This window comes from Mycoplasmopsis canis PG 14 (genome assembly GCF_001553195.1).
Classification (GTDB): Bacteria; Bacillota_I; Bacilli_A; order Mycoplasmatales; family Metamycoplasmataceae; genus Mycoplasmopsis; species Mycoplasmopsis canis.
In genome coordinates this window covers 314,659-341,226 of sequence record NZ_CP014281.1, presented here as the reverse complement: position 1 = coordinate 341,226, position 26,568 = coordinate 314,659, and the positions used below count along the sequence as shown (strand labels likewise).

General features: G+C 26.6%; 20 protein-coding genes. 12 read left to right on the top strand and 8 right to left on the bottom strand.

The window, feature by feature from the left end:
• Positions 1 to 78: 78 nt before the first annotated feature.
• Positions 79 to 1,251: an IS30 family transposase gene (locus AXW82_RS01220; RefSeq protein WP_052746216.1), complete on the bottom strand. Its 1,173-nt coding sequence runs from the start codon at positions 1,249 to 1,251 to the stop codon at positions 79 to 81.
• Positions 1,252 to 1,432: 181 nt separating this feature from the next.
• On the opposite strand from AXW82_RS01220, the gene AXW82_RS01215 reads away from it, so the two are divergent.
• Together AXW82_RS01215 and AXW82_RS01210 are read left to right on the top strand one after the other, a co-directional pair.
• Positions 1,433 to 2,434: an ECF transporter S component gene (locus AXW82_RS01215; protein ID WP_004794767.1), complete on the top strand. Its 1,002-nt coding sequence runs from the start codon at positions 1,433 to 1,435 to the stop codon at positions 2,432 to 2,434.
• Positions 2,435 to 2,441: 7 nt separating this feature from the next.
• Positions 2,442 to 4,919 carry an MAG1360 family OppF-related protein gene (locus AXW82_RS01210; RefSeq protein WP_004794769.1) on the top strand — a complete coding sequence of 826 codons (2,478 nt, stop codon included), beginning with the start codon at positions 2,442 to 2,444 and terminating at the stop codon, positions 4,917 to 4,919.
• A gap of 41 nt (positions 4,920 to 4,960) precedes the next feature.
• Here the strand turns inward: AXW82_RS01210 and AXW82_RS01205 are convergent, their stop codons facing one another.
• From AXW82_RS01205 to nadE, 7 genes are all read right to left on the bottom strand, one after another.
• Positions 4,961 to 6,259, bottom strand: a complete 1,299-nt coding sequence (locus AXW82_RS01205; RefSeq protein WP_004794771.1) for a CNNM domain-containing protein — start codon at positions 6,257 to 6,259, stop codon at positions 4,961 to 4,963.
• 13 nt (positions 6,260 to 6,272) lie between these two features.
• Positions 6,273 to 7,742: a DnaB-like helicase C-terminal domain-containing protein gene (locus AXW82_RS01200; RefSeq protein ID WP_004794772.1), complete on the bottom strand. Its 1,470-nt coding sequence runs from the start codon at positions 7,740 to 7,742 to the stop codon at positions 6,273 to 6,275.
• Positions 7,729 to 8,190, bottom strand: coding sequence for a 50S ribosomal protein L9 (gene rplI / locus AXW82_RS01195; RefSeq protein WP_004794774.1), 462 nt, complete (start codon positions 8,188 to 8,190; stop codon positions 7,729 to 7,731). The genes AXW82_RS01200 and rplI overlap by 14 nt, the downstream gene beginning before the upstream one ends.
• Positions 8,171 to 10,171 carry a GGDEF domain-containing protein gene (locus AXW82_RS01190; RefSeq protein ID WP_004794776.1) on the bottom strand — a complete coding sequence of 667 codons (2,001 nt, stop codon included), beginning with the start codon at positions 10,169 to 10,171 and terminating at the stop codon, positions 8,171 to 8,173. Before AXW82_RS01190 ends, rplI begins: the two co-directional genes overlap by 20 nt.
• Before the next feature lie 131 nt (positions 10,172 to 10,302).
• Positions 10,303 to 11,346 carry a ZIP family metal transporter gene (locus AXW82_RS01185; RefSeq protein WP_004794779.1) on the bottom strand — a complete coding sequence of 348 codons (1,044 nt, stop codon included), beginning with the start codon at positions 11,344 to 11,346 and terminating at the stop codon, positions 10,303 to 10,305.
• A 2-nt stretch (positions 11,347 to 11,348) separates the two neighbouring features.
• Positions 11,349 to 12,083, bottom strand: coding sequence for a YebC/PmpR family DNA-binding transcriptional regulator (locus AXW82_RS01180; RefSeq protein WP_004794781.1), 735 nt, complete (start codon positions 12,081 to 12,083; stop codon positions 11,349 to 11,351).
• Between the two features lie 9 nt (positions 12,084 to 12,092).
• The gene (gene nadE / locus AXW82_RS01175) at positions 12,093 to 12,884 is read right to left on the bottom strand and encodes an NAD(+) synthase (RefSeq protein ID WP_004794782.1); all 792 of its coding nucleotides are present in this window, start codon (positions 12,882 to 12,884) and stop codon (positions 12,093 to 12,095) included.
• Positions 12,885 to 13,059: 175 nt separating this feature from the next.
• Between nadE and upp the strand changes: the two genes are divergently transcribed.
• The 10 genes from upp (at position 13,060) to AXW82_RS01125 (ending at position 26,566) form a co-directional block, all read left to right on the top strand.
• The gene (gene upp / locus AXW82_RS01170) at positions 13,060 to 13,686 is read left to right on the top strand and encodes a uracil phosphoribosyltransferase (RefSeq protein ID WP_004794785.1); all 627 of its coding nucleotides are present in this window, start codon (positions 13,060 to 13,062) and stop codon (positions 13,684 to 13,686) included.
• A gap of 9 nt (positions 13,687 to 13,695) precedes the next feature.
• Positions 13,696 to 16,341, top strand: coding sequence for an endopeptidase La (lon, locus tag AXW82_RS01165; protein ID WP_004794787.1), 2,646 nt, complete (start codon positions 13,696 to 13,698; stop codon positions 16,339 to 16,341).
• A gap of 3 nt (positions 16,342 to 16,344) precedes the next feature.
• Entirely contained in the window at positions 16,345 to 17,805 is a 1,461-nt protein-coding gene (locus AXW82_RS01160; protein ID WP_004794789.1) for an amino acid permease, read from the top strand.
• Positions 17,806 to 18,079: 274 nt separating this feature from the next.
• Complete coding sequence (locus AXW82_RS01155) at positions 18,080 to 19,591, top strand: MSC_0624 family F1-like ATPase-associated membrane protein (protein ID WP_044084303.1); 1,512 nt, start codon at positions 18,080 to 18,082, stop codon at positions 19,589 to 19,591.
• A 1-nt stretch (position 19,592) separates the two neighbouring features.
• Positions 19,593 to 20,108: an MSC_0623 family F1-like ATPase-associated protein gene (locus tag AXW82_RS01150; protein ID WP_004794792.1), complete on the top strand. Its 516-nt coding sequence runs from the start codon at positions 19,593 to 19,595 to the stop codon at positions 20,106 to 20,108.
• Positions 20,108 to 21,001, top strand: a complete 894-nt coding sequence (locus AXW82_RS01145; protein WP_004794793.1) for an MSC_0622 family F1-like ATPase gamma subunit — start codon at positions 20,108 to 20,110, stop codon at positions 20,999 to 21,001. Before AXW82_RS01150 ends, AXW82_RS01145 begins: the two co-directional genes overlap by 1 nt.
• A complete protein-coding gene (locus AXW82_RS01140) occupies positions 21,001 to 21,459 on the top strand; it encodes an MSC_0621 family F1-like ATPase epsilon subunit (RefSeq protein WP_004794795.1) in 459 nt (152 codons plus the stop codon). Before AXW82_RS01145 ends, AXW82_RS01140 begins: the two co-directional genes overlap by 1 nt.
• Positions 21,452 to 23,641 (top strand): MSC_0620 family F1-like ATPase-associated subunit, encoded by a 2,190-nt coding sequence (locus tag AXW82_RS01135; RefSeq protein ID WP_004794797.1) that lies wholly within the window; start codon positions 21,452 to 21,454, stop codon positions 23,639 to 23,641. Before AXW82_RS01140 ends, AXW82_RS01135 begins: the two co-directional genes overlap by 8 nt.
• Position 23,642: 1 nt before the next feature.
• Positions 23,643 to 25,172 carry an MSC_0619 family F1-like ATPase alpha subunit gene (locus AXW82_RS01130; RefSeq protein ID WP_004794798.1) on the top strand — a complete coding sequence of 510 codons (1,530 nt, stop codon included), beginning with the start codon at positions 23,643 to 23,645 and terminating at the stop codon, positions 25,170 to 25,172.
• A complete protein-coding gene (locus AXW82_RS01125; protein WP_004794800.1) occupies positions 25,172 to 26,566 on the top strand; it encodes an MSC_0618 family F1-like ATPase beta subunit in 1,395 nt (464 codons plus the stop codon). Before AXW82_RS01130 ends, AXW82_RS01125 begins: the two co-directional genes overlap by 1 nt.
• The last annotated feature ends 2 nt before the right edge of the window (positions 26,567 to 26,568 follow it).

The following is a 26,568-nucleotide window of genomic DNA, read 5'->3' as shown; positions in this document are numbered from 1 at the left end:
TTTTCTCGCCGCTTTTGCTTACTTTTTCAAAAAGTAAGGCTCCCTTGTCTGAAATCAAGGGCGGGGGGTTAAAATAATCTAAGGTTGATTAATAATTTTTCTATAGTTATTTATTCATTCCATCATAAAATCAATTTCTTCTTGAGTATAATTGTCAAGACTTTTACCTTTAGGAATAAAATACCTTATTAATCTATGCATATTTTCAATGGAGCCTTTTTGCCATGAACTATATGGAAGACATTTGAACAATCTGTCTTTAGGAATGATTTTGTGTAATAAAACATTTTCCTTACCATTATCGACAGTTAAGGATTTAATATTTAAACCAAACTTTTTAATCATATTATTTAAAGCTTGATGAATATATTTTGAACCTCTTTTGGTTATTGTAGCATATGACTTTCTAGTTTGTCTTTCTAACAAAGTTACTAAACACTTTTTATCATCAATTTTGCCCATTACAGTATCAAGTTCGTAATGGCCCATTTCTGATCTATCGTTAATATAATTTGGTCTCTTAGTTATTTCGGTAGCGTTATTCAATGTTACTAATTTAGTCTTCTTGGTTGTTTTCCTAATATATTTACCTTCTGATTTTCTAATTATATGTTCATAATCTAGATAAAATGGTAAGGATTGCATCTTTTTATACACTGAACTAACAGAAGGGCTAAAGCCAATGTGAGATTTCTTAAAAGAATTTACCAAAAACTTTACAGAAGTTTTTGGCATCTTTTCTTTAATATTTCTTTTGATTTTGTATTTATTATATTTATGTCTAATATCATTTCAATACTCTTTAAATGGTTCTCATTTTTCTTGTAACTTAGTATTTCTGAAAAACAATCTTGAGTATCTATAATCCAATAAATGATCGTATATTTTAGAAAAATGAATAACTTTAACCTTAGTGACTCTTTTAAAACAATTGTTACATTGAAATCTTTGATATTTTAATAAATCTTTAGAATGTTTACTAGTCATAAGATCAATTTTGTTTTTTATTGTTCTCACATCTCTTTTTATTTTTCTAGAGGCTTTTTGAATTGATATACCTTGGCTAATTTCAAATAAAGCATTATAAATTGAATCAATATCCATTTGTTTTTTCTGTAAATTTCTAGTTAGTTCTAATTTTCCTTGAAACTTTCAAATAGTATCAATATTTTCTGCAATTTCATAATGAGTATATTTATTTTCTTTCTTTGATTGATCAAAAATACAAATTCATTTTCCTAAATTTTTCATTATAATATTAATGTATCCTTTCTTGTTTTTGCACATTTATTTTATTACAGGATACATAAAAACAAAGTCATATGCATGTTCAACTTGCATATGACTTTTCTAATTAATATAATATAATTGAGTTTAAGTCCATTAATATATTTTATATATTAATTTTTTTTATAAATGTTATAATTTAAAAATGAAAAAAATAGCAAATAAGATTATTAAACTTAATTTTCAAGAAATTAATTTATTGCCAAAGTGAACCATTAAGAAGATGGTTTTTGTTGCTATCTTGATTGCTATTTCAGTTAGTTTTGCAGTTGTTGTTGTGCAAATTATGCCTTTAGCTGTTATACCATCATTTAAAATTTCGTTTATTGGCCTACCGATTAAAATTACTGGATTTATTTTCGGGCCAGCGATAGGAATGTTTGTTGGATTAATTAGCGATATTTTGTCAATTTTATTTATACCACCCGCTGGATACCACCCATTATATACTGTTGCTGCCGCAGTTAACGGTTTAGTTGCTGGTATTTTTGGTTTATATTTTATGCAAATACTAAAAACAGCATTTAGTCCTGAGTATAAAATCCAAAGAATAGTTCAAAAAATATCAATATTAGGAATTAAGTTTAATAAAGCTAAAATGTTAAACAATGAGAAAAAAGCTGATATGTATGCTCTAAAAATAATTAAATACAACAATAGAAAAAAATATGTTGAAGATAGAGATAGTTATACAATGCTTAAGAACATTAATTTATTTGTTTCAATAGTTGTTTTAAGCTTAGTACTTGGAATAGTTTTAAGTATAATTTCAAACTCATCACAACAAATACTAGACAGATCGTTTATAACTAACAAAAAAATTCTTTTGATTTTAATGAGTTTAGGAACTATATCAATGATGTTTTTTAGTATTTTTGGTAGATTTAAGTTTAAAAATAATACATTCCTTGCTATTGCTCCTATTATATCTTTTAGCGCTGTTTTGGAATTAGTTAATGTACCAATACTTTCGTATGCTGATTTATTTTCTATTGGTGGTGGTGATAAAGATGATATATTTATTTGAATAACACAACACGTCATCTTAAGTCCTGTTAAAATATGATTTAATGTTTTTGTCATTTATTTTTCATATACTATTGTTCATAAATTAATAAATAAAAATAATGCTCTTTCTTATAAGTAGGTTAAATATGTCAAGTAAGAACTTTTTAATTATTTCTAATATATTTGAAAAATTTGAAAGAAAACCAATTGAATTTTGAAAAAAAGACAATAATGAATTAGAGCATTATATAAATATACCAGAACTCTCTATAAATAGGAAAAGTACTGCATTTTACATTTCTAGAGAAAACAAGAATTTAAATTTAAAAAATATTTGAAAATCAATAACAAATACCAAGAGCACAAACTTATTTTTTAAGCATTTATCAAATAATAAAGAAAATTACATCACAAATAAAAATGAAATACTAAGAAATATTTCGTTTTTAAACTTAAGAGAAGAAAAGTATGATATTGATGAAAAATTGCCTTTTAATGAAATTTGAGAGGCATGCTTAAATGATGTCATTAAGTCTAAGAAAGAAGATGATTTAATCATTTTTCAAAAGGATTTTGAGTTAATAATGAAGAATTCATTATTTTCAAAAATTTCATTTCACTCAAAAAATTTACAAACAATAAGCGATACTTATAAAAAATTATTTGATTCTTTCAAGAATGACTATGAGAAAAAACTTTTAAAAACTATTGATAAAGCATCATTAATTGATGAGATAGCTAAACTAGCTCATCAATTAATAAATAATTATAAAAACGAAATTTCAACATCATTAATAAACTTTTTTAAAGATATAAGAGAAGGACATTCTAAGTTGCTTTTAGAGTATGATAAAAGTGATTTTAATATATCAAAAAAAATAATAGAACAAAATCAAATAGCACTCAAGTTTATTAAGCAAATAAATAATTCTTCGCTTCAAAAAGTATCTTATGATATTAAAAGAAGAGACTTGATTTCTGAAATAAATTTCTTTTATAGTTATAAAGAAAAATTGATTAATGAAAATGAGTCATTTATTTCTTCGATTGTTAAAAAAATAGAGGGCGAGAAAAGAATTTTAAAACTTAAGTTGAGAAATTTAGATGACGAAGAAAAATGATTAGAGGTTTACAAAAACTATTTAATAAAAAATAAAATTCTAAAGTTTTGAAAAAAAGAAAAAAATTCAATTTTATATTTAAAGAATAATAAAATTCTAGATGTTGAGCTTTTTGTGAATCAAGAGGCAAAAATATTTTCTGAAAATCGTTTTTATCCAATACTAAAAATTAAAAAACCTTTAAAATATAAAATAAAAAGAATTAAAGAGGTTATTAATTTCGAATTCATAATAACTGTAGATATTTTTGCATCAGAATCTGCAAAAATCAAAGATCAAATAGATAAAGAAATAAAAAATCTTCTTAATAAAAAATATAATATCGAAAAACTTGTTTTTACTAAAAAAGATTCTATAAATGAGAAATCTAATATTTTTAACTTTGAACAATCTATTAAGTTAGCGGAAGCGGAAGTGAAGTGAAGTGATGAATCACAGGCAAAACTATTTAACTTATTTTTAAATAATAAAGAATTAAAAGTTTCAAAACTTGAAAGACAAATAAAGAACCACAAAAAAATTTCTGAAAACCTTTTTCACTTTCTTGATAATATATCAAAAAATAATGTCTTATCACCTGAATCAGATAATCTATTTAGGGAAATAAATATTTTTAGAAATATGTTTGTTTTTAAAGAATGAGCATTTAATTTTTTCACATCACTAGCAAAATTCACATCATCAAAATCTAAGGTTTCAACAAAACTTGAAAATGAATATCTAGCAGCGCTAAAGTTTATGACAATCTTTGAGCAATTATCAATTAATATAGAAAAGTTTTTTATACCATATAAATATCTTGAGACTAGAAATAAGTTTAAATTAAAGTTGATTAAACAATTCTTAAGCGGTATTAAAGTTATCTTTATTCAAGATGATGAGGAATTTATTGGTCATGATGGAAAGAAAGAAATAAAGAGGATTTTGAAAAATGTTTCTCATATTTTTGGTTCATCATTTGTATTTGTTTCAGATGATTTTGAATTCCTTAAAGAGTCATATGACGAAATCTTTATTTTCGATGACTTCAAACTTTTGGAATATGGAAATACTAAGGAAATAATGCAAAACCCAATTCACCCACTAGTTAAGAAATTGGTTAAAAACAATTTACAAATTAAGACAAATAAAGACTTATACAAGAAAAATGAATATTACATTAACAATGGATTTATTCATGTCGATAATGATGATAATCATTATATTCTTTCGAGTCTAGAAGAATATAATAGATGAAAACCTAGCAAAGATAATGATGCAACTAATGAGTGTGATTTATCTCAAAAAATAACTCCAAATCTAACCAAAAGCAGAACAAAGAATATAGATTTATTAGATATGTCTGGATATTTTGAAGAAAATGAGTTTTTCTTAGAGGATTTTAATAAAGCTTTTCCTTCTAGAAACTACATAAAAGATGATTTAAAAATAGAGTACAATGAGTGAGTAAAGGCTGATATACCTGTTAGCCAAGACGAAGAATCACACGAAAATATATATTAATGATTAGTCAAAAATTATAAAAATCGGATGTTATCCGATTTTTATAATTTTGAAACTTCTATAATTGGATCATTGCCTTTGGATTGGCCTTCAATAACTTTAAAAGCAACTTCTTCTTCAAGAACATATCTTGAGTTTTTGTATAATTTCTGTTTGTCAATTTTGGTTTTTAATCATTCATATAACAACATTTCTTTTTCGTCTTCTTCAATCAACTCATCATCTATTTCTAATTGCTTGAAAAGCTCACGCATTCTAACATTTTCTTCGATTCTCGCTTTTTCTAAAGAAATTTCATAAATCTTTTCATCATCATCATATTCATCGTAAATTTCACCAACGATTTCTTCAATAATATCTTCTATAGTTATTATTCCAATAATATCAGAAGTACTATTATTTTCTGTAACAAAAGCCATTTGAGCTCTTGCTGCCCTCATTTTTTCTAAGGCACTAGATAATATGGAATTAGATGAAACTGTCGGAACTAATTTCATATAGTTCATAATTTTTCCGCGTTGTAAATGAAAAATATCTTTTAGCAATAAAATCCCTATTAATTGACCATCTCGTTCAACCGGTAATCTTGAGTAGTTTGTTTCTTTAAAAATTTCTAATGCTTCTTTAATGTTTGCTTTAAATTTAATAGAGGTTACATCTTTTAATCTTACATAGTGTGATGATACTTTTGTTGAATCTAGATCTAAGGCCTTTTGAGCTAAAATACTTTCTCCGGCTTGCAAGACACCTTCTTCTTGAGCTAAATTAATTATGGTTTTTAAATCTTCTTCTGAATTAGTTACATAAACTTTTTTAGATATTTTTGTAATTGGTCAAGTAAGAATTCAAAAAATTCAATAATTAACATCAATATATCAGCTAAAAAACTGTAAATATTTCTTTGGATATTGTTTTGCAATTAATTTAGGCGTTATTTCACCAAAAATAACTAAAAGAGGAGTAACTACTAACGTTGATACAATAACACTTATTTGACCCTCTCCAAGTAGTTTCGCTAGTAAAAATGAAGTTATTGTTGCAGATGCAACATTCACTAGATTATTACCTATAAGAATGGTTGTTAATATTCTATTGTATCTTTTGTGGTGTTTTTCAATTAATTTTGCTCCTTTTTCGTTATTCTCTTTCATTTCATGAATTTTAACGCTTGAAAAAGATGAATAAGCTGTTTCACAGCCGCTATAAATTGAGCTTAATAAAAATAAAATTATTAATGCAGCAATTATGCCTATCATTAATTCTATACTAATAGGTGATCCGCTATGAGCGATTTGGCTTGAGTTAGAAATTGAGTTGTACTGATAATGATACGTGTCCATGAATTATGTGCTCCTAATTTTTTGTTTCTTCGAAAAATGTTACTATTCTACCTTCGTACAACATTTCTCCATAACCCGGTTGTCCATTACGATTTTTAGCAATCGTAACCTCTGTTATACTGTGGTTATCGTAGATTCCGCTTTGATTTTCGCTTTGTTTTTTGTTTTCTAAAATATTTCTGCTTAAAAATATTACTATGTCGGCATCTTGTTCGATGGCCCCTGATTCTCTTAAGTCGCTAAGCTGTGGTCTTTTATTCTCTCTACTTTCGACGTTTCTTGAAAGTTGAGAGAGGGCAATGATAGGAATTTTTAAATCAAGAGCAAGAATTTTTAATGCCCTAGAAATTTGAGCCACTTCATTTTGTCTATTACCAGCAAAGTCATTACTTGTTATCAATTGCAAGTAATCAATGATTAATAAGTTTAAGCCACCAGGAAGTTCTTTATTTAATTGTTTAACTTTTCAAATTATGTCTGAAATTTTGCTTGATGTATTATCATCTAAGTATAAATTTGTCATTTCTTTGTTTCTGGCTATAGTAGTTCTTAAGCTGGTTATTTCTGAAGAATCCATTAATAATGGTTTTTGCAATTTGCTTAGCGATACAGAACTTAGTGAAGAGTATAGGCGAAGAGTCAATTCGATGTATGGCATTTCTAATGAAATAAATGCACAACTATTTGATCTTATTGGTTGACCATAGCTATCTAGAGTCTCTTCTTGTGTAATATTTTTAGCTATATTTAATGCTAATGCGGTTTTACCGACCCCTGGTCTAGCCGCAAGTATGATTAACTGTCCGGGTTTAAATCCTTTGATTAAATTATCTAATACGTTATATCCGGTTTTTAAACCTTCAGAAATTTCGTTGTTTCTTCCTTTTTCAATCAATTCTTCGAATTCATCGGTAGCTTTTTTAAAACTAACAAATGAAGTGTTATTTAACGATTTTGAAAAGTTTTCTTCTAAAAATGTATTAAAATCTTGAATAGAATTTTCGAAATTTAATTCTTTATTGTTTGATATTGAATTTAGTGATGATTGATAAAAAGATTCAAGATTTCTCATTTTATTCAATTCGTTTAATTGTTCAATATAACTTAAAAAATTTTCTTCATTTATAAATAATGAATTAATCTCGTTAATTAATTTAACATTGACAAGTGGATATTTAGCGTTGTTTTTATCGGTTTCAATAAAGTTTTTAATTTCGAAGAAGTCATGAAAAATTCCTACAGCGTTAATTTTTTTATTTCTTTTTTCAATTATAAATTCGAATAATTGCTTGTTTTCTTGGAATATAAAGTGTTCGGGACTTAAATGTTGACTAGCCATTTGTTGCTTTTCTTCGTCTAGCATCATTAAGCTCAAAACAGTTTTCTCTATTAGATCATCTTTAAAAAGAGTATCTGGGTTTTGTTGATTTAAAGTTTCAAAATTATTGTATTTTTTAAATTTCTTAAACTTATTTTTTATCATTTGTTATTGTTAAAAATATTTTTAACTTTGCTTCTATGTCTTTATAAAGAAAAACTGAAACTTCATGTGACCCATGTGAAACAAGGTGAATTTTTTGTAAAGAATGCTTTGATAAGTTGTATCCTAAATCTTTTAACTTTTTATCTACATCTTTTGTAGAAACCGATCCATGAACATTGAGATTTCCGTTTTTATCAACATTTGATGTTAATGTAAAGTTTAAAGTAATTTCTTCAAGTTTTTCTTTTATCTTTAATGCATTTGATCTATTTTCATGTTCGTTAGCTGATAACTCATCAAGTCTTTTATCTAATTGTGCTTTTGTTTGTGGATTATAAGCAACAGCTAAACCTTTTTTTATTAAAAAGTTTGTTCCATAACCAGCTGAAACTTCTATTATTGTATTTGCTTTTCCGTCTTTTGAATCTTTAATTAATATTACTTTCATTTTTAATTTGTCTCCCTTTTGTTGCTATAGCGTGTTTAATATTGTCAACAAATGTTTCTAAGTCTTCGTTGCTGGTTGCGGCCGCAGTACTAAAGTGACCACCACCACCAACTGCTTCACAAATAATTTGAACATTTGTTTCAATACCTCTAGCACTTAATTTAAAAGTGTTTTTAGAAGAAGATAACTTAGCTACCACAAATGAAGCAACACGCCCTTTTATTTTTAAAATTTCATTTGCAGCAATTGATATTTCATCGTTCGTTGCCTCGACATCAGAATATGCAAGAAAATATCCTTTTTTAATTTCAACGATGTTCTTTATCATATCCTTAATTTTTTCTTCAGTTTGCTCATCTATTTTTAAAAGTTCTCCACTTTTTAATGAATTAGCGCCTTTTGACTCTAGTCATGATGCTGCATCATACGTACGAGGAGTAACTGATTTTGAAAATTGACTTGTATCTAAATAAATACCATTTAATAACAATTGAGCGACCAATTGAGAAATTGCCATTTTATGTTCAAAAAATGAAATTACCTCAGTTATTATTTCCGCAGCACTTGAAGACCCTGTTTCTACATAACAATTTGTTTTAGGTGCAAATTCAATTGATTTGGCTAGTCTATGGTGATCAAAAACAAATATATTGTCACGATTAACTTGGTTTATTGCATTAACGTTATCAGTTCTTTCAGGATCTGCAATGTCAACAAATACAACTAAGCTTTTTTCATCTGTATTTCTTAATGCAAAGTTTGAATTATAAATAATTGAACTCTTATCCGTGAAGTTATCATAAATTAATTGCTTAACAGTGTTATCAAAAGTATCTGCTATTATATATGCTTCTTTATCAAAAGCTTTCGCTATTTCTCAAACTGCATAAGCAGAACCAAACGCATCTAAGTCAGCTAATTTATGCCCATATATAAAAACTTTTTTAATATCTGGATCATTTAGTTTTTTCTCAAAATTAGATGCAATGTTTTTTATCTTTGTTCTATTATTATCATTTAAAATTTCTGAATTAGATCCTAAATATATTGGAGGTTGAATGTTTGAATAAATTGTAATTTGATCTCCACCTCTTGATTGAGCTTGCAATAATGCTTTTTTGGCTTGTTCCATTTTTTTCTTTAAAGAAGTTCACCCATAAGCAAAACCACCGCTTATTGATATTTTATTAATTGAAGTATCCTTAATTCTATTTTTGATTTGTAAAAATAAATTAAAGTTTTCAGAAATTAATTTATCAATCGTGTGTTCATTTGTGAAAATCAAAAATTTTCCGTTTGTATATTGTCTATAAACCAAATTATATTTATCTGCATACTCATTAATTGCATCAATAACAGTTTTACTAATAGTGAATAATTGTTCTTCAGAAAAAATTGATTGGTACAATTGATAGTTATCAATTTCTATCTCGCCAATAACAGGCATTTGTTCTTTTGTTTGTATTTTAAATAAAGACTCTGAAGTTATATCTCTAATAATTATCAAATTACTAAGTGGTCAGAATTGTACTTCATAATTATTTTCTTTATATTTGAATTCAAATCGTGTTTGTATAATGTCTTTAATTTTTTGATGCTTGTTATTAATTTTTGCGAGAGCGTTATTTATTTTAACACCAACAAAATCTTTTCCGAAAGTACTTTTTATAAAACTACTTGATCAAACAATTTCTTGTTTTGTATCATAAATACACACACCGATATTATTGTTGGTCATAATTTCTTCTATGAAACCATTAAAGGACTTTTTAATTAAATCTCTTGACCTCGCAAACTCAATTATTGCATAGTAACTTAGTAATACAGCAAGAAGTAAAATAATTAAAATTCCTAAAGCTAAAATAGCAGAAACTTTTTTGTCATTTTCTAAACCAATGAACAATCCTATAAAAATTATTATAAAAATTATTCCAAAAGCTATCGAAATACTAACTAACCATTTTTTTCTATTTTTAGTCACTTTTACTCCTTTTAAATATATATATTTAATTATATCATTTTGTATGTTTTTTGATTCTAAATATTTGCTACTAAAACAGTTTTATAAAATAAAAATCGAAATACATTAATGCAAAGTATTTCGATATTTAGTTAAACATGTTTGTGTTCATGGAATGATAAAACAAATGCAGCAAGTATAACCCCGATAAACAATACTACAATTGTTAATATTCATTTATTTTTACTAAAGTTTACGTGATAGAATTCTGGGAAAAATTCAACAAGTGATGTAAATAAGAAAATTCCTGCAACAGCAGAGTAAACAAGAGCCTTTCCTGAAAAACCTATTGAAGATCCTACAAACATACCTATAACCATAAATGGTAAGAATAGAATTAATCCTAAAAATGATAATAATAATGCTTTTATAGGCGTATAACCCGCATCTTTCAACCTTATGTAGAAAACAATTTCTTCAGGTATGAGGTGTAGTATCAATGACAGAAAATAAGCTGTTGTTATTGAGTAGTTAACAACACCAATTTCGTTAGGCACAAATAAACTTAAGTTATAACCTAGAAGCAACCCTTCAGGTATTCTATGTGTTAGTAATAGTAATAGAGCAATTATTTTTAGTTTTGCTTCTGCTTTTTTAAATAAAGTAGAATCAGCAATTTCAATCATATCTTCAGAATTGAATATAAAGTCTTCGTGTTTATGTGTGTGATGATGTGAATGCCCATCTTCTTCTCTATGTTCATGGATAAATACGCTAAGTGACTTGGATGCTAAAAGTTTTTTATTAAATTTATAAGAAATAACAAACTTAACAAAAAATGAAAAAATTATACCTATGATTAAACCACCAACAACAAATAATATGTTATAACCATATAAAGTCGTCTTTGTATACTGCCCTAAGAAAGCGGCGCTAACATATAAATTAGCATTTTCTAAGCTTTCCCTCAAAAATCCAAATGCTGCTAAAACAATGAAAAATCCAGTCGAAAAAGCATACACATATATACTGAAATTTTTCTTTAAATATTTATTTAAAAACGGTAAAAACAAAGCAATTAATACCGGAACACAAAGCATTGCTGCTAAAAAAATCAATATTAATAATAATTTTGATAAAGTTTCATTATTTGTTCCTTCAAATAATGAGTTATATAATGTTTCTATTCAAACCATAACTATAAATTGTATTTAATTTCAATATTGTGATAAACTTCTTGAACATCATCATCTTCTTTTAATTTATCAACGAAATCAAGTAATTTCTTTTCTTTCTCTTCATCATATTCAACATACATGTTTGGTAAATATGTTACTTCACATTGAATAAAATTCTCTATATTTAAGTCTCTTTCAATAGCATTTTTTAAATCACTAAAATTCTCGGGTGAACATAATAAAACAAATGATTCACCTTCATTTTCTATATCTTCAACACCATTTTCTAATGCAACCATTGTTAATTCATCTTCAGATGTTAAATCTTTTGAAATCTCAATAATCCCTTTTTTATCAAATGCAAAAGGAATTTGGCCTGTTTTTCCAAGAGTAGCATTTTGCTTATTGAAATATGATTGTATGTTTGATTTAACTCTATTAACATTATCGCTAAGAGTTATAACTATAAAAGTAGCGCCACCACTTACTGTTGCGTTAAAAATTAACTCTGTATAGGCTTCTGAATTTTTTGAGCCTTTTGCCTTTGCGATAGCTCTTTCGATATTATCTTTTGGCATGTTCTTTGACTTAGCTTTAGCAATAGCTAATTTTAAAGCTGGGTTCATATCTGGATCTGGTCCTAATGAAGCTGCTACATAAATTTCTTTTGAAAGCTTTTGGAAAATTTTTCCTCTAGCTGCATCTTGTGCACCCTTACGGTGTGCTATATTGGCTGCGTGTGAATGTCCTGCCATACGTTCTCCTTATTTAATGTTTTTTACAGTATAAATTTTATCCCTTTTATGTTGGGTTATTTTGTGTTTAAATTCAATTTTCTCAATAACTTCTGAATTTAAGTATTTTTTTAGTTTAGAAGGATTATCTATGTTATTTAAATAAAAATCTAGATCATTATATGTAAAACCTAATTCATCTTCATCGGTTTGACCTTCTCATAATCCTGCAGAAGGTTTTTTGTTAATAATAGATTTTGGAACATTAAGTAAGTTTGCTATGAACTTAACTTCTCCTTTTGTTAATTTTGAAATAGGTAATAAATCTGCGCCTCCATCACCAAACTTTGTGAAATATCCAATAAAAACCTCATCTGCGTTATCTGTTCCTAAAACAAGATAATTATTTTCTTGTGCTAGAGCATACAATGTTGTCATTCTTAGTCTTGGCTTAATGTTAGAAATAGCTAACTTATTTTGAACTTGTAAGTTCTTTTTTATTGAATTAAAAGTTTCAGAAAGATCTATAGTTCTAAATTTATCTTCAAAATTATTTTCTAATTCTTCTATATGCTTTAAATCAGAATCAGTCATACCATTAATCGGCATAACAATACCTAAAGTATTTTTTGGCGCAACTGATTTTGCTAGTGCATAGACTAAACTTGAATCAATACCTCCGCTTATGCCTACAATAAAGCCATTAGCATTAGCTTTTTTCATCCTTGACACTAAAAATTTTTGTATTTTATTGATGTAAGATCTGGCTACTATTTCATCATAAAAAACTTCTTTTTGATCGTAATTACTAATTTTGCTCATAATCCTCCTTAAATATAACAATAATTTTACAATAAACTTTTAATAAATTTGATGAAAAAGTCCTTTTTTTGTAGATATTACTTTTTTTATTATCTATATTTTGATGATAATCACAAAAATCAAGTTTTTGTTGTATAATTATAAAAAATTTATATATTAACTATGTCGGAGGATTATGCTAAAAATAATTGAACACCCACTTATAAAAATTAAATTAACTAAAATGAGGGATGTAAATTCAGATCACAATGAGTTTCGTAGAAACCTAAATGAAATTGGTTCATTAATGGTTTATGAAATAATGAGAAATTACAAACCTAAAAAATATATTGTGCAAACACCATTAAATCAATCATTTGAGGGATTTTCATACGACAAAGAAATAGTTCTTGTGCCAATATTGAGAGCTGGATTGGGAATGACTGACGGTTTATTAAATCTTATACCAGAGTCAAGAGTCGGTCACATTGGGATGTATAGAGATGAAGAAACTTTAACACCAAAAGAATATTTTTACAAAATACCAAATGTTGATAAAGATAGTTTGGTAATTGTTGTAGACCCAATGTTAGCAACAGGTAATTCTGCTGTTGATGCCATAAAAAGATTAAAAAAAGACGGTTTTACCAATATAAAATTGGTTTGTTTGGTAGGTGTTAATGAAGGTGTTGAAAATGTAGAAAAGAATTTTGGAAAAGAGTTCGAAATTTATTTAGCATCTCTTGATAGTAAATTAAATGAAAATGGATACATAGAACCCGGTCTTGGTGATGCTGGTGATAGAATATTTGGAACAAAATAAGGAGTAGAAATGAGTGAAGAAAAGAAATTAATTTTACACACAATAATAATGAATAAAAAAGACATAGCATTCCCTGGTGCTATTGTTGAAAAAGAATTTTTAAACAAAGATGATTATTTAACATTCTCTAACTATAAAAAAGGTGATACTTTTGCGATTTTATTTCAGGAAGAAAAAAATGGTTTAGATCCAAGGGGTTTAATAGCTTCTTTCATTGAATTATCTAAAAAAACAGATGCAAAAAAATCTAAACAAATACATACTATTGTTTTTAAAGTTAAATCTTTCTATGACGCCGAAGAATTAGGTTTAGTAGTTTTTGATAAAGAAAAAGGAGGAATTTTCAATAAGTTATATGAACAATCACAAATTAATGAATTAGCAGAAAAATATAATAGCATCGATTCTTTTGCTTTTGGTACCGCAGGACATAGAGATGAATTAGTAGCATTTGAAAATATTGAAACAGATGATAGTTTAAACGAATTAAATAGATATTCAGACATCTTTAGAAGCTTGAGTAAACCAATTGAAAACGATTCAAAAACTAGTTCAACTTTTGAAAGTATTGTTTTTCAAAATATACCTACTAAAAACGAGATTATTACAATATCATGAATTGATTCTTTAATTAATAAATATAGTGAATTTAGTATTTCAAAAAATTATTCATTAAGATTGCAAGAATTTATTTTTACAGTTATTTCATATTTAAAAGATGATTACGCAGATAAAAAAGAGTTTATAGACTTTTTTGGTAAAAAACAAATAATTGAAGTTGTCAAGAATGTTTCAGAACTACTTGGATTAACTGCTGAAATTAATCAGACAATCCAAGAAACAATGAATAAGAAGTTATCAACTCAACAAAAAGAATTTATTCTTCGTGAAAAAGTAAAAGTATTACAAGAGGAATTGACTAACATTAATGTTCCTATTGTTGAAGATGATTATTCAAGAGACCTTAAGGATAAGGTTAAAAATCAAATTTATCCAGAATCAGTTAAAAAGTTAATTTCAGAAGAAAATAAACGTTCAAGTGAAATGATGCCAGCTTCGCCTGAAGCATCAATTTCAAAAACCTTTGTTTCTAATCTTAAAAAACTTCCTTGAAGAAAGGTTCAAAAAGAGTTTTTAGATATCAAGTTTGCTCGTGATGTTCTTGATAAATATCATTATGGTCTTGATAAAGTTAAAGAAAGAATTATTGAATATATTGCGGTAATAATAAACCAAAAAAATAATGAAAAGCAAAAATCAAAAAAACTTTCTTTAGATAATAATCATGAAGTAGATTTAAGTTTATTCAGGGAAGACAATGATAAGAAAACAGAATTTAATAATGTTCCTATAATTTGTTTAGTAGGTCCTCCTGGAACAGGAAAAACTTCATTATCTAAAGCTATTGCAGAAGCATTGCAAAGAAAATTTGTAAAGATTTCTTTAGGTGGTGTTCATGATGAAAGTGAAATTAGAGGACATCGTAGAACATATGTTGGTGCAATGCCTGGAAAAATTATCAAAAGCATTTTAAAGGCCGAAGTTTCAAACCCGTTAATTTTACTTGATGAAATAGATAAAATGGCTTCAACAAATAAAGGTGATCCAGCTAGTGCTATGTTGGAAGTTTTAGATCCGGAGCAAAACACAAAATTCCAAGATCATTACTTAGAACATGAGTATGATTTATCTAAAGCTATTTTTATAGCAACTGCTAATTATTATGAAAATATTCCTCACGCCCTTATAGATCGTGTTGAAGTTATAGAACTTTCATCATATACATTGAGTGAAAAAGTTAATATTGCAAAAACTCACTTAATGCCTAAAGTTGCTGAGCAAGTAGGTCTTAATAAAGATTTTTTCAAAATTGATGATAAAACTTTAGAGTATATAATTAAACACTATACTTCTGAGGCTGGTGTCCGTGGATTAAAAAGGATATTAGATAAAATAGCTAGAAAAATCACTGTTAAATTATTAGATTCTAAAAAAGAATTAAAATCATTTACAGTTAAAATTGAGGATTTAGAAGATTTAATTGGTGTAGTTATATTTAAGCAAGAACAAGAATTAGAGGACGAAAAACCCGGAACAGTAAACGGACTTGCTTATACTTCTACCGGTGGTTCAACATTACAAATAGAAGTAAATATTTTCCCTGGTAAAGAGGAAATAAAAATTACAGGTTCATTGAAAGATGTTATGAAGGAGTCTGCACAAATTTCTCTTTCATATGTTAGATCAAATGCAGAAAAATTCGGTATTAAAGACTTTGATTTTGATAAAAACACAATACATATTCACGTTCCTGAAGGTGCTGTTCCTAAAGATGGACCAAGTGCTGGTGTAACATTCACTACAGCTCTTATTTCTGCTCTCAAAAAAGTTTCAGTTCCTTCTTATTATGGAATGACTGGTGAAATAACCTTACGTGGTAAAGTTCTTGATATCGGAGGTTTAAAAGAAAAATCTTTTGCTGCGAGCCAAAAAAACATTCAAAAAGTATTTATTCCACATGGTAATGTAAAGAATTTAAAAGATATACCTGATGAAATAAAAAGAACTCTTACATACATTCCTGTTAAAAATTATGAAGAAATTTATGATGTAATATTTAACAATAAAAAACCTATCAAGGAGATTAAAGAATAAAGCATGGAAAAGCATTTTTCTGCAAAGACATTTACTTTATTCACGATAAATTTTATTGTTGGTCTTGGTTTTATTACTACAATAACAAGTGTTTTAGAACTTGGTTATTGGGGTTATCTTGTAATAATTTTGTCTCTTTTTACAGTTTTAGGGACCTCCTTAGTTTTTTCAAGGTTATCAAATGTTTATAGCGATCATTACGGCGGATCATATGCTTTTGCGAGAAACATCGATGATGATATAGCCAAAAATAATTATTCTATGTTGGTTAATTCATCGCTAAGACTTAGGTCAAGGATTAAAAAAAGTTTTTTAAGAAACTTTATTTACTTAGTAGGATGAAATCAATTTATTCAAAGCCCTATTTTATCATCGATTTCTCCCTTGCTATTATCTAAAGTTATTGAAGACATTTTAGATCCCAATACTCATAATTTAGAAACTATTTTATGAGTAATAAGGTTTTTAGCTGTCTTATTATTTAGTTTTCTAATTGTTATTTCAACTTTTGGACTAAAATTAAGTACAAAAGTCATATTTGCAACATCAATAATAAAGTGAGCTGTTTTAGCAGTCGGAATAATCTTAATAATGACTCAAATAAGTGCGAATGGTTATGAACAAAGTTTAGAAATTTCGAAAAAAGCAACTACTAAGTTAATTTTTTCTAATACATTACTCTTTATTTTTGCGTTTGCCGGCATTGAAGATATGGCAGCTATGACAAAAGATGTTAAATTCAAAAATTTTAGAGTAATTTTATTAAGTTCAATTGCTGTGATATTTGTTTTTTACATGATTTCGTATACTATAATGTTAGGATTAGAATCTACTTACTTGAGTAGGAAATTTTATGATTATTATAGTTTAACTCTAGGTGGTTTTGGACTTATTCTATTTATTGTAGGGTTTATTTCTAATGATATAGGTTACAAAATTACGCAAACTGTTTCAACCGCTAGAAAATTAGTTCCAATAGCAGAAGATAATTTAATTCACGAAGCTTTTTCAGAAAAAAATTCAAAAAATGAGTATAAAAAAGCCATAATATTTGTTGCTGTTTTTACATTATTTTCAATGATAACACTTTCTTTGGTTACATTATTGGTCCCAAAAGAAAAAAGAAATGATTATTTTGATGCTGTTATAAATATGAGTTGTATTGCTTTGTTAATAGAAGATGCAATGACATTTATTGTAGCTTTTGTTCTGGAAAAAATGAAGAAAATATCAAAAATACCTTTTTGAGAAAAAATAATATATCTACTAAGTATTTTATGAGCAATATTTTTAGTTCTAACATTTTTTATCCCAAGTATTTTTGGTGAAAAAATAGATGATGCCACAATATTCACGATTTTAGGATACTTTTCATTTCTATTTTTCGGAATTATTATTAGATTATATTCTTACTATCATTCAAAATTAATCCTTAAAAAAACATCAAAGAAACTTAAACATTAATCCTCTTTCGAAGAGGATTTTTTTATATATATTTTTTAACAAATTTTATCATTCTTTCATTTTTTAAATAAATTAGACTTAAATTTAAAATATTATTTATTTTAAAAAAAGTAATTTTTTACTTCTTTTTTCCTATAAATATAGTCATAAAGTTCAAAATAATCGTTATTTAAACCAAAAAGTTTTGCCCTAAAATAATTGTTGATTATGTGATAAAATAAAAATGTAAATAAAAAATTAAATTAATTTTTGTTATTTACAGGAGGTAAAATTAATGACTAACGATTTATTTGAGAAAAAAAGAATCTATGTTAATTATGGCTCACAAATAAGTTCTAAATCAAGAAATGAATGAATTTTTATATATAAAATTATTTTGATTCTTTTCTTTTTTTCAGGGATTTTAACTTTATTTTTAAAATTAGATTCTTCTTTATTTCCTCAATTTTTGGTCAAATCAAATAGAGGTTCCTTGCCGTTGCAAGACTTCATATCTTTTGAGACACCATTAAAACAACAAAACAATGCGATTGTCTTGATTAGATTTACAATATTATCATTCGTCTTTTTATTTAGTATTTTTAAAAATTTTACTAATATAAACACTCAAAAAGAAAGAATAAAACATTACTTGATTTTCTATATTTTATATCTATCATTATCAATTATTTCATTTACTCTTTTCTTTTCTTTTATATCAAAAACTAATGAACAAGGTACTTTAATAAAATATGAACCATATCAGTACTTACAATTAATTTTTCTTTTAATTCCATTAGCAATTGTCAATACTTTATTTGAAATTTATAATTATTTGATAAAAAGAAAATCAGATCCGATTTTATACAAATCTTCAATTCCATTAATAATTCAAATAGCTTCTCAAACTTTATTATTAGCGTTTGTATTAATTAATTTTGGTTTATGAATAAAGTATTCAAGAGAAGGATTATTATTTAGAGATACACCACAAAACGAACAAAAGTATTGGAATTTTATAGAAGAAATTTTCAATATTAAAAGCCTAAAAAATCTTTTAATTGTAATTGCTTCATTTGCTCTCATAGTCTTTTTAATAATTGGATCAAATGCAATAAAATTACAAAGATTATCTGAGAAAAATATTTACAAGGCACAAGATAAAGATAGATTCTTATTAAGCGTGATTTTCTTAATAGTATCGATAATTTGATTATCAACTCTTCTCTTTAAAGAACCTATCAAATATTCTTTGAGTGGCCCAGAATATAAATACAACTTAAAAAATTCATTTGTTGTCATTTTATCTGCTTTTGTTACCTTATTATATTTCTTAGTAAGTTATCTTAAATTTACAAAGACAAAAAACCCAATAGGATTAAGCGTCAGATTTGCCGTTGCACAATTATTAATCTGAATACCTATGATGATTTCTGTTATTACCGTTGATAACTCAAATATTAATCTAATTAACCTATTAGTGGCAAGTATTTTTTCTTTGGTAACATTTATTCATTATATGTTAACTAATAAGTTTATTCAAAAAACAACATTTGCATTATTATCACTTTTATTTGCTTCAAAAATAATTTTCATTTTGATTCTTGGTTTAAACCATGTTTTATTAGGTAATAATAATCACGTGTTAACATCGGTACCAACGCCAATTTCAATTTTAAAAATTATTTCTATTACATACGTTTCACTATTAATTATTTTATTCTTATTCGAGACAGTTCAACTTCAAATAACTATAATGATAAAAATTTTGAAAGAAAAAAATCTTAAATTAGAAAAGGAAAACTAATATGAAAAAAATATTTTTATTTAACAGAAAAAAATCAGTAAATGAAGAACAACTTTTTGATTTATACAGCAAATATAATGAAATAGTTGAAAAGCAATCTTCAAAGATTTTGTCTTTTGAAACAATAATGAGTAAACCGTTATTAAATAATAATTTAGGATTTAATTCTTCTGAATTTAAAGAAATCAAAAATAGGTTAGAAAAAGCGGTTGAAAAAAGGGAGGAAATTAAGTTTGCAGATTTTACAATAACATTTAATCTAAACTTAAAATATAGCTCAGTAACTATGGTCCCTCTACTTAGCCAACAAGAGTTTTATTCTGATAATTATGTTAATAGTTTTGATAGAGATGAAGATTATACAATGAATCGTCTTATGTATGATATGAATGTTGAAATTAGAAAATTATTAGAAAAAGGTTATTATTTAGAAATTATTCCTAATACAGTTATTTTTCAAGATTATGATTCATTAAAACTTTTCTTTAGCAAAGAACTTACTTCAAAGATCGCATAATGCATATTAAAGAACTTTTACAAAAGAAACAAAACTTGGAAAATATTAAACTAAAAGTAAACAATGATAAAAACATTTTATTAATCAACATTTTAAATTTAACTAAAAAATTATCATTTTACGTTGATAATTCACTACTTAATTCTAAATTATTAAATAGTTTAAAAACAAAATATAATATAAAAAATAACTTTATACAATCAAATAAAATCGAACAAGCTAAAAACTTTTTTAGAAAATCAAAAGAATTATATATTTATATAACAGAAGAGCAAAAATATGGGACAGATTCATATTCTAGATATGAAAAAGAAATCCTTAATAGAGTTAAAAATTCCAACATTGATTTTATAACAATTGGCGAAAGAGCTAAAACGTTCGCAGACCAAAACGAACTCAACGTGATTAAGTATTTCGAAAATTCATCTATTAAAAATCTTTCAACAATCCTAACAAAGATGATAAGAATTTTATTTGTTGAAAATAATTATTCAAAAGTCAACTTTGTATTAAACTCAAACAAAAATTATAAAGACCCATTTACTGTTTTACCTCTTGAAAATTTTGATGTTGATAAGTTACTCAACATTGAAACAAACAAAAATAATAATCTAGACATTAATAACACAAAAATATATCCGAATATTGAAAACTTTATTGAATCTCAAATTTTTGTTTTTCTAGAAAATGCAGTTAATTCTTTAATAATTGAATCTTCATTCTATTCAGCAAAAAATAACCTTGTAACTATTGATAAAAAAATCAAACAAATAGATGAAGACTTACTTCTTGTTTCTAAAAGAGTAAATAGATTTAAACAAGAAAAACAAATTGAAGAGATTATATTACTTACAAAAAAGAAAAAGACAATTTTTGAAGAAGGTAATAACTAATGACTTTTAAAAAAATATTACTTACTTTCTTAAACGGGAAAAAGAAAGAAATAGGACACGGTTATGAAATTTTTATCAATCACAATGATGAAGATAGTTGGGTCGAAATAGGCGACAACACTATTGGCTCATACCCTAGGTTGCTATTAAAATTCATGAATAAGGAATCGAACAATGTATTTTTCGTTTTCCTTGAGAATGCTAATTTTGTTGTAACTAATGATGAAATTGATATAAAAACCTTTTCAGAAATGAACTTTTTTAAAGAATCAAAAAAACCTGTTCTGCTAAATGACGAAATATCAACCAATAAAAAAAGAATTTTAGAACTTACATCTAATCAATTCTTTGGTTGATCAATCGAAGAAATTATGGAACTAGAAAATCTTGAATACAAGAATTTTGTGCTCACAATGAGAAAATTACTTAAACTTGAGGAGATAGAAGATTATGAATAAAAAAATTAAAACACTCTTTAAATCTATATTAATTTCTTCAGTAATTTTTGTTCCATTATCTGTTTTATCCGCAGAAACAAATACGAATAATAACAGAACTTCAACTCCCGATAAGCCCGCAAAACCCAAAGAACCAAAAAACGACCCCGAGTTTGGGAAATTTAGAGAAATAGCAGATAAACAATTGAAAGAAATGATCAAATCTGCTTTAGACAACTTACCTTCATATATAGAAGACCAAATTAGTAAAGTCGAAAAATTAGAGACAGATTACAAAAAAAGATTAAGTAAAATAACATACTTAAAAGTTGTCGATAAATATTTCAAAAAAAATAAACAAAAATTTATCGATGACCCCGTTAAAAATGGATTAAATTTAATTTTCCCTTGAATGATATCAAGAAACAGAAATGTTAATATATCAAAAATTAAATATAATAACAAAGATTATGATTCAGTTTGAACAGGACTATCAGATCCTACAGATTATGTTAAACCTCTAGGAGAAGGTGCTCAAATTAATCCGACAGAAAAAAACGCTATAAACCACTTTGACAAGGCTAAGTTTGAATCTTCTTTAACAGAGTACGCAAAAGCATTGAACGAAGGTTTTGGAAAACTAGTTTATGATGAAAAAGATGTTCTTGAATTAGACAAAGATTTTAAATTAAATTTTGATGACGCTAATAGCAAAGAATCTTATAATATTACGCCACCTAAAGGATTTAATAATTGGGATGATTATATTATTTCAAAAGTAAAACCTAGGGTAACGGATTTTGATATAGAATTAAATATTAAATTGACTAAAGATGAAGAACAACCTCAAAATCAAGAACAACCTAAGGATGAGCCACAAGATGAGCCGCTTCCTGAAGATGATAAAGCAAAAGACCCTGTTAAAACAGAAGAAGTTTCTCAAGGTATACCTGCTTTAGCCCCAGAATTAAAATGACAATATCTAAATGAATCAAATATAGTTTCTTTATTTAGTGTTAAGCAAGATATATTCTTCTTTAAAAATCCTGTTAACACTAGATATGAATATAAAGTTCTAGAAGTCAAAAAAGAGGGTGATAAATATATTGCTAAAGTTGAGTTGCGTGATTTAGTAAATACTCAAGCAAAAAGAACTTATAGCACAGAAGTTTACATGCATAATAAGGATCAGAAAAATGCTTTATTAACAGAGAGATCATATAATGTTATTAAAGATATTTTTTCAAAACTATATAGAGGTCTTGGGATAGATGAAAATATCGATTACGAGAAGCTTGGCAGCGGAATTTTATCTGATGCATTATTCCAAATAGTAAATAGTAGTGTTCAACTTATTAGCACCGAAAAATTTATCAACAATTACAATAGAGTTATTGAAGCATATAAAGATGAATTAAAATTAGACGATATTGTAAATTCAACAAGTGGGTTTGATGCTAACTTAAGAGAATTAGTATTATCTTCACTTAAAACATCTAATATAAATAATTTTCCATACTATTTTTCATTAGTTGATGCATTAAATAGAAAAAAAGAAGGTCTTAAAAGAAGAATAATAAATAACAAGGAATTAGCAGAAGAATTTGAAAAAAATAATTGAAGTTTAGATGAGTTAAATAAATTTTACCTAAACCTCGAAACAAAAATATATAAATTAAGAAAGTCTACAGACTTATCAACGTTTAATGTAACAAATTGATATTCAAAATTTATAGCTAATTTAGAAACAGTATCAAAAGAGTTATTATTGCTTCAAGTTGTTGTTAATGACCCAAGTTTAAAACAACCTTCAAAACCGGCACATACAGAAAACCCTGAACAACCAAACGAAAGTGAACCAAGAGTGAATTCAGCTGAAGCGACTTCGTCTTCAACACCTACTTCTAACGAGATCATTGAATTAGCTAACAAAGATGAAAAAAGAGCTGAAGCTTATAAAAAAATGACAGAATTAAACAATGAATCTAGAAAAACAAATAATAGCATTGTTACAAATTTTGGTATAGCATTGTCATTAATTGGTTTTCTTGGAAACATAGTAAATGCATATGCGCTATTTAAAATAATAAATTCTGCTAAATGAAAACAACATAAAAAATTATCAATCTTATTAGCAACTGTTTTTGGAATTATTTTAGTTACAGGAATAATTTTAATTATTTTAGGATTAGGAGGAATTTAAAATGAATAAAAATCCAATAATTACATCTATATTTGATTACATAGTAGAAGTTACAGGTAATTTCCACTATAAGCAAAGACAATTTTACCATTTAAAAGATAACCCTAGCATTAAACTTATGTTAATTAATGCTACATCTGAAAAAGCGTTTTTAATTGCTAACAGTAAAGAAAACGAACTTAAAATTGGTTCTGAGATTATTTTAGAAAATGACGAAGCTAGAGTAGACACTCCTTCAAACTTATTCGGGAATGTGATTGATATTTTTGGTAATATCGTTCTTCCTTTTCCGGAAAAAAATTATTCAACACTACCCCCAAGAGGCGCAAAAGTTTTTGAATTAGCTCATGAACTTATGTCAGTTAAAACTTTAAACGAACAATTATTTACTGGTATTGTTGCTGTAGACCTATTAATTCCTATCGGAAAAGGTCAACGTGAATTAATTATAGGTGATAGACAAACTGGTAAAACACATATCGCATTAAACACAATTATCAATCAAGCAAAAGATGGTATTAAGTCAATATATGTTGCAATAGGTCAAAAAAGAGAAGCTATTTCAAGAATTTATAACACACTAAAAGAATATGGCGCAATGGAAAACACTATCATAATTGATGCCCCTTCAACAAGTGCTTTTGAACAATATTTAGCACCATATATTGGTATGGCACATGCAGAAAATATTTCATATAGCGAAGATGTTTTAATTGTTTTTGATGACTTAACCAAGCACGCAAATATTATTCGTGAAATTGCCCTACTTACAGATAGACCAGTTGGTAAAGAAGCCATGCCTGGTGATACGTTCTTCTCACATTCACAATTATTAGAACGTTCAGGTTCGTTTGTTAACAGAAAAACTATTACAGCATTGCCTATTTTACAAACAGTAGATGGGGATATTACATCATTAATATCATCAAACATTATTTCTATAACAGATGGACAAATAGTTACAAGTTCTGACTTATTTTCTCAAGGTATTTTACCAGCTATAAACATTAATCTTTCTGTTTCTCGTACAGGTTCAAGTGTTCAAAGTAGAAGTGTTACAAAAGTTGCGGCAGAGATAGGTAAAGCATTTAGAAAATACAAACGCCACTTAAAACTTTCAATGTTAGATTATGATTTTAATAAAGAAACAACAGAATTATTAAATAAAGGAAAATTAATTGAAAAACTATTTAATCAAAAAGGTTTTGCAATTTATTCAAATAGAACAGTATTATTAACTTCGAAATTAATTTCATGAGGACTTTTTAGTGGTATAAAAGACCAAGAAAAAGCCTTACAATTTGTAGATTTATTGATTAATACAAATGAAGAAGCTGAATCAGCATTTAATAAGATTATTGATGATAATGAAGTATATGATGATGCATTATTAAGAACATTTTTTGCCTCAGCATTAAAACAATATTCTAATTATGTTGGGTTAAAATGAGATATTACACTAGACCATGATTTTGTGGCATTTGAAGAAAGCTACTTAGAAGAATTGGCTACAAGATTAGGAGATAAATAATGACAGGAAAAATTATTAATTTATGATCTGACGTTATAGAAGTTCAATTTAGCAAGGAAAATCTTCCAAAAGTAAATTATTTACTAACTCTTCATTACGGGAAAACATTTTTACTTGTTAAGAGGATTTTAAATGATACAACAGTTAGAGCTATTATTATTTATAATTCGCAAGAAATTTCAATTAATGATGAAGTAACAAATTTAGGTCACAGTTTTATGGTACCAGTTGGTAAAGATTCATTAAATAATATTTATTCATTTAGGGGTGAAGCATTATTACCTCAATACTCAAATCCTACAAGAGTGGAAATGAATTCAACAATAAATAATGAAAGATTTTTATCAAATAATATCGAATTTATCGAAACAGGAATTAAAGCAATTGACTTCTTTATACCAATTATTAAAGGTTACAAACTTGGTATTTTTGGTGGTGCTGGGGTTGGTAAGACTGTTTTAATGAAAGAGATGATTTTTAACATAAATAAGCAAAGTGAAAATACATCAAATATATTTATCGGTTCAGGGGAACGTTCTAGAGAAGCTATCGAACTTTACAACGAACTTGATTCATCTAATCTTATGGACAAGTCAGTAATGTATATTTCTAAGATGAACGAATCACCTGGTGCGCGTATGTCAATTGTTCCTATTGGTGTTACTGCTGCAGAATATCTAAGAGATAATGAAAAACAAGATGTTTTATTATTCATTGACAACATTTACCGTTTTCTACAAGCGGAAAATGAAACTAGTGCTACTTTAGGTAAACGTCCATCTGTGGGTGGATATCAATCTACATTAGAAAGTGATGTTGCAAGCATAGAAGATCGTTTATTTAAAAATGAAAATGGTTCAATTACATCATTCCAAACAATGTTCTTACCAATGGATGATTTATCTGATCCGTCTGCTGTTGCTGTATTTAATCACCTTGATGGAAGTTTGGTTCTTTCACGTGCTCAATCAGCAAAAAATATTTTCCCAGCTTTTGACCCTCTTGCTAGTCAATCAAACTCAGTTAGTGCTGAATTATTAGGTAAAAAACATTTTGATGCCATAGTTGAAGCCAAGAGAGTTTTAAAGGCATACAAAGATTTAGAAGATGTTATTTTAATTCTAGGATTTGATGAACTTGATGAAGAAAGTAAAAACACAGTTAGAAAAGCATTACAACTTGAAAACTTCTTCACTCAAAACTTTTTCATGACTGAACATTTTACAAAAGCTCCTGGGGTATTCGTTCCACTTGAAGACACTGTGGATAGTGTTATTAGAATTCTTGAAGGTAAATACCTTAAACAAAGTCCCGAAATTTTCCAATATATAGGTTCTAACTTGGATATTCCTACTGATGAAGAATTGGAAAATCAAGGAAAATTAGAAAAATAATT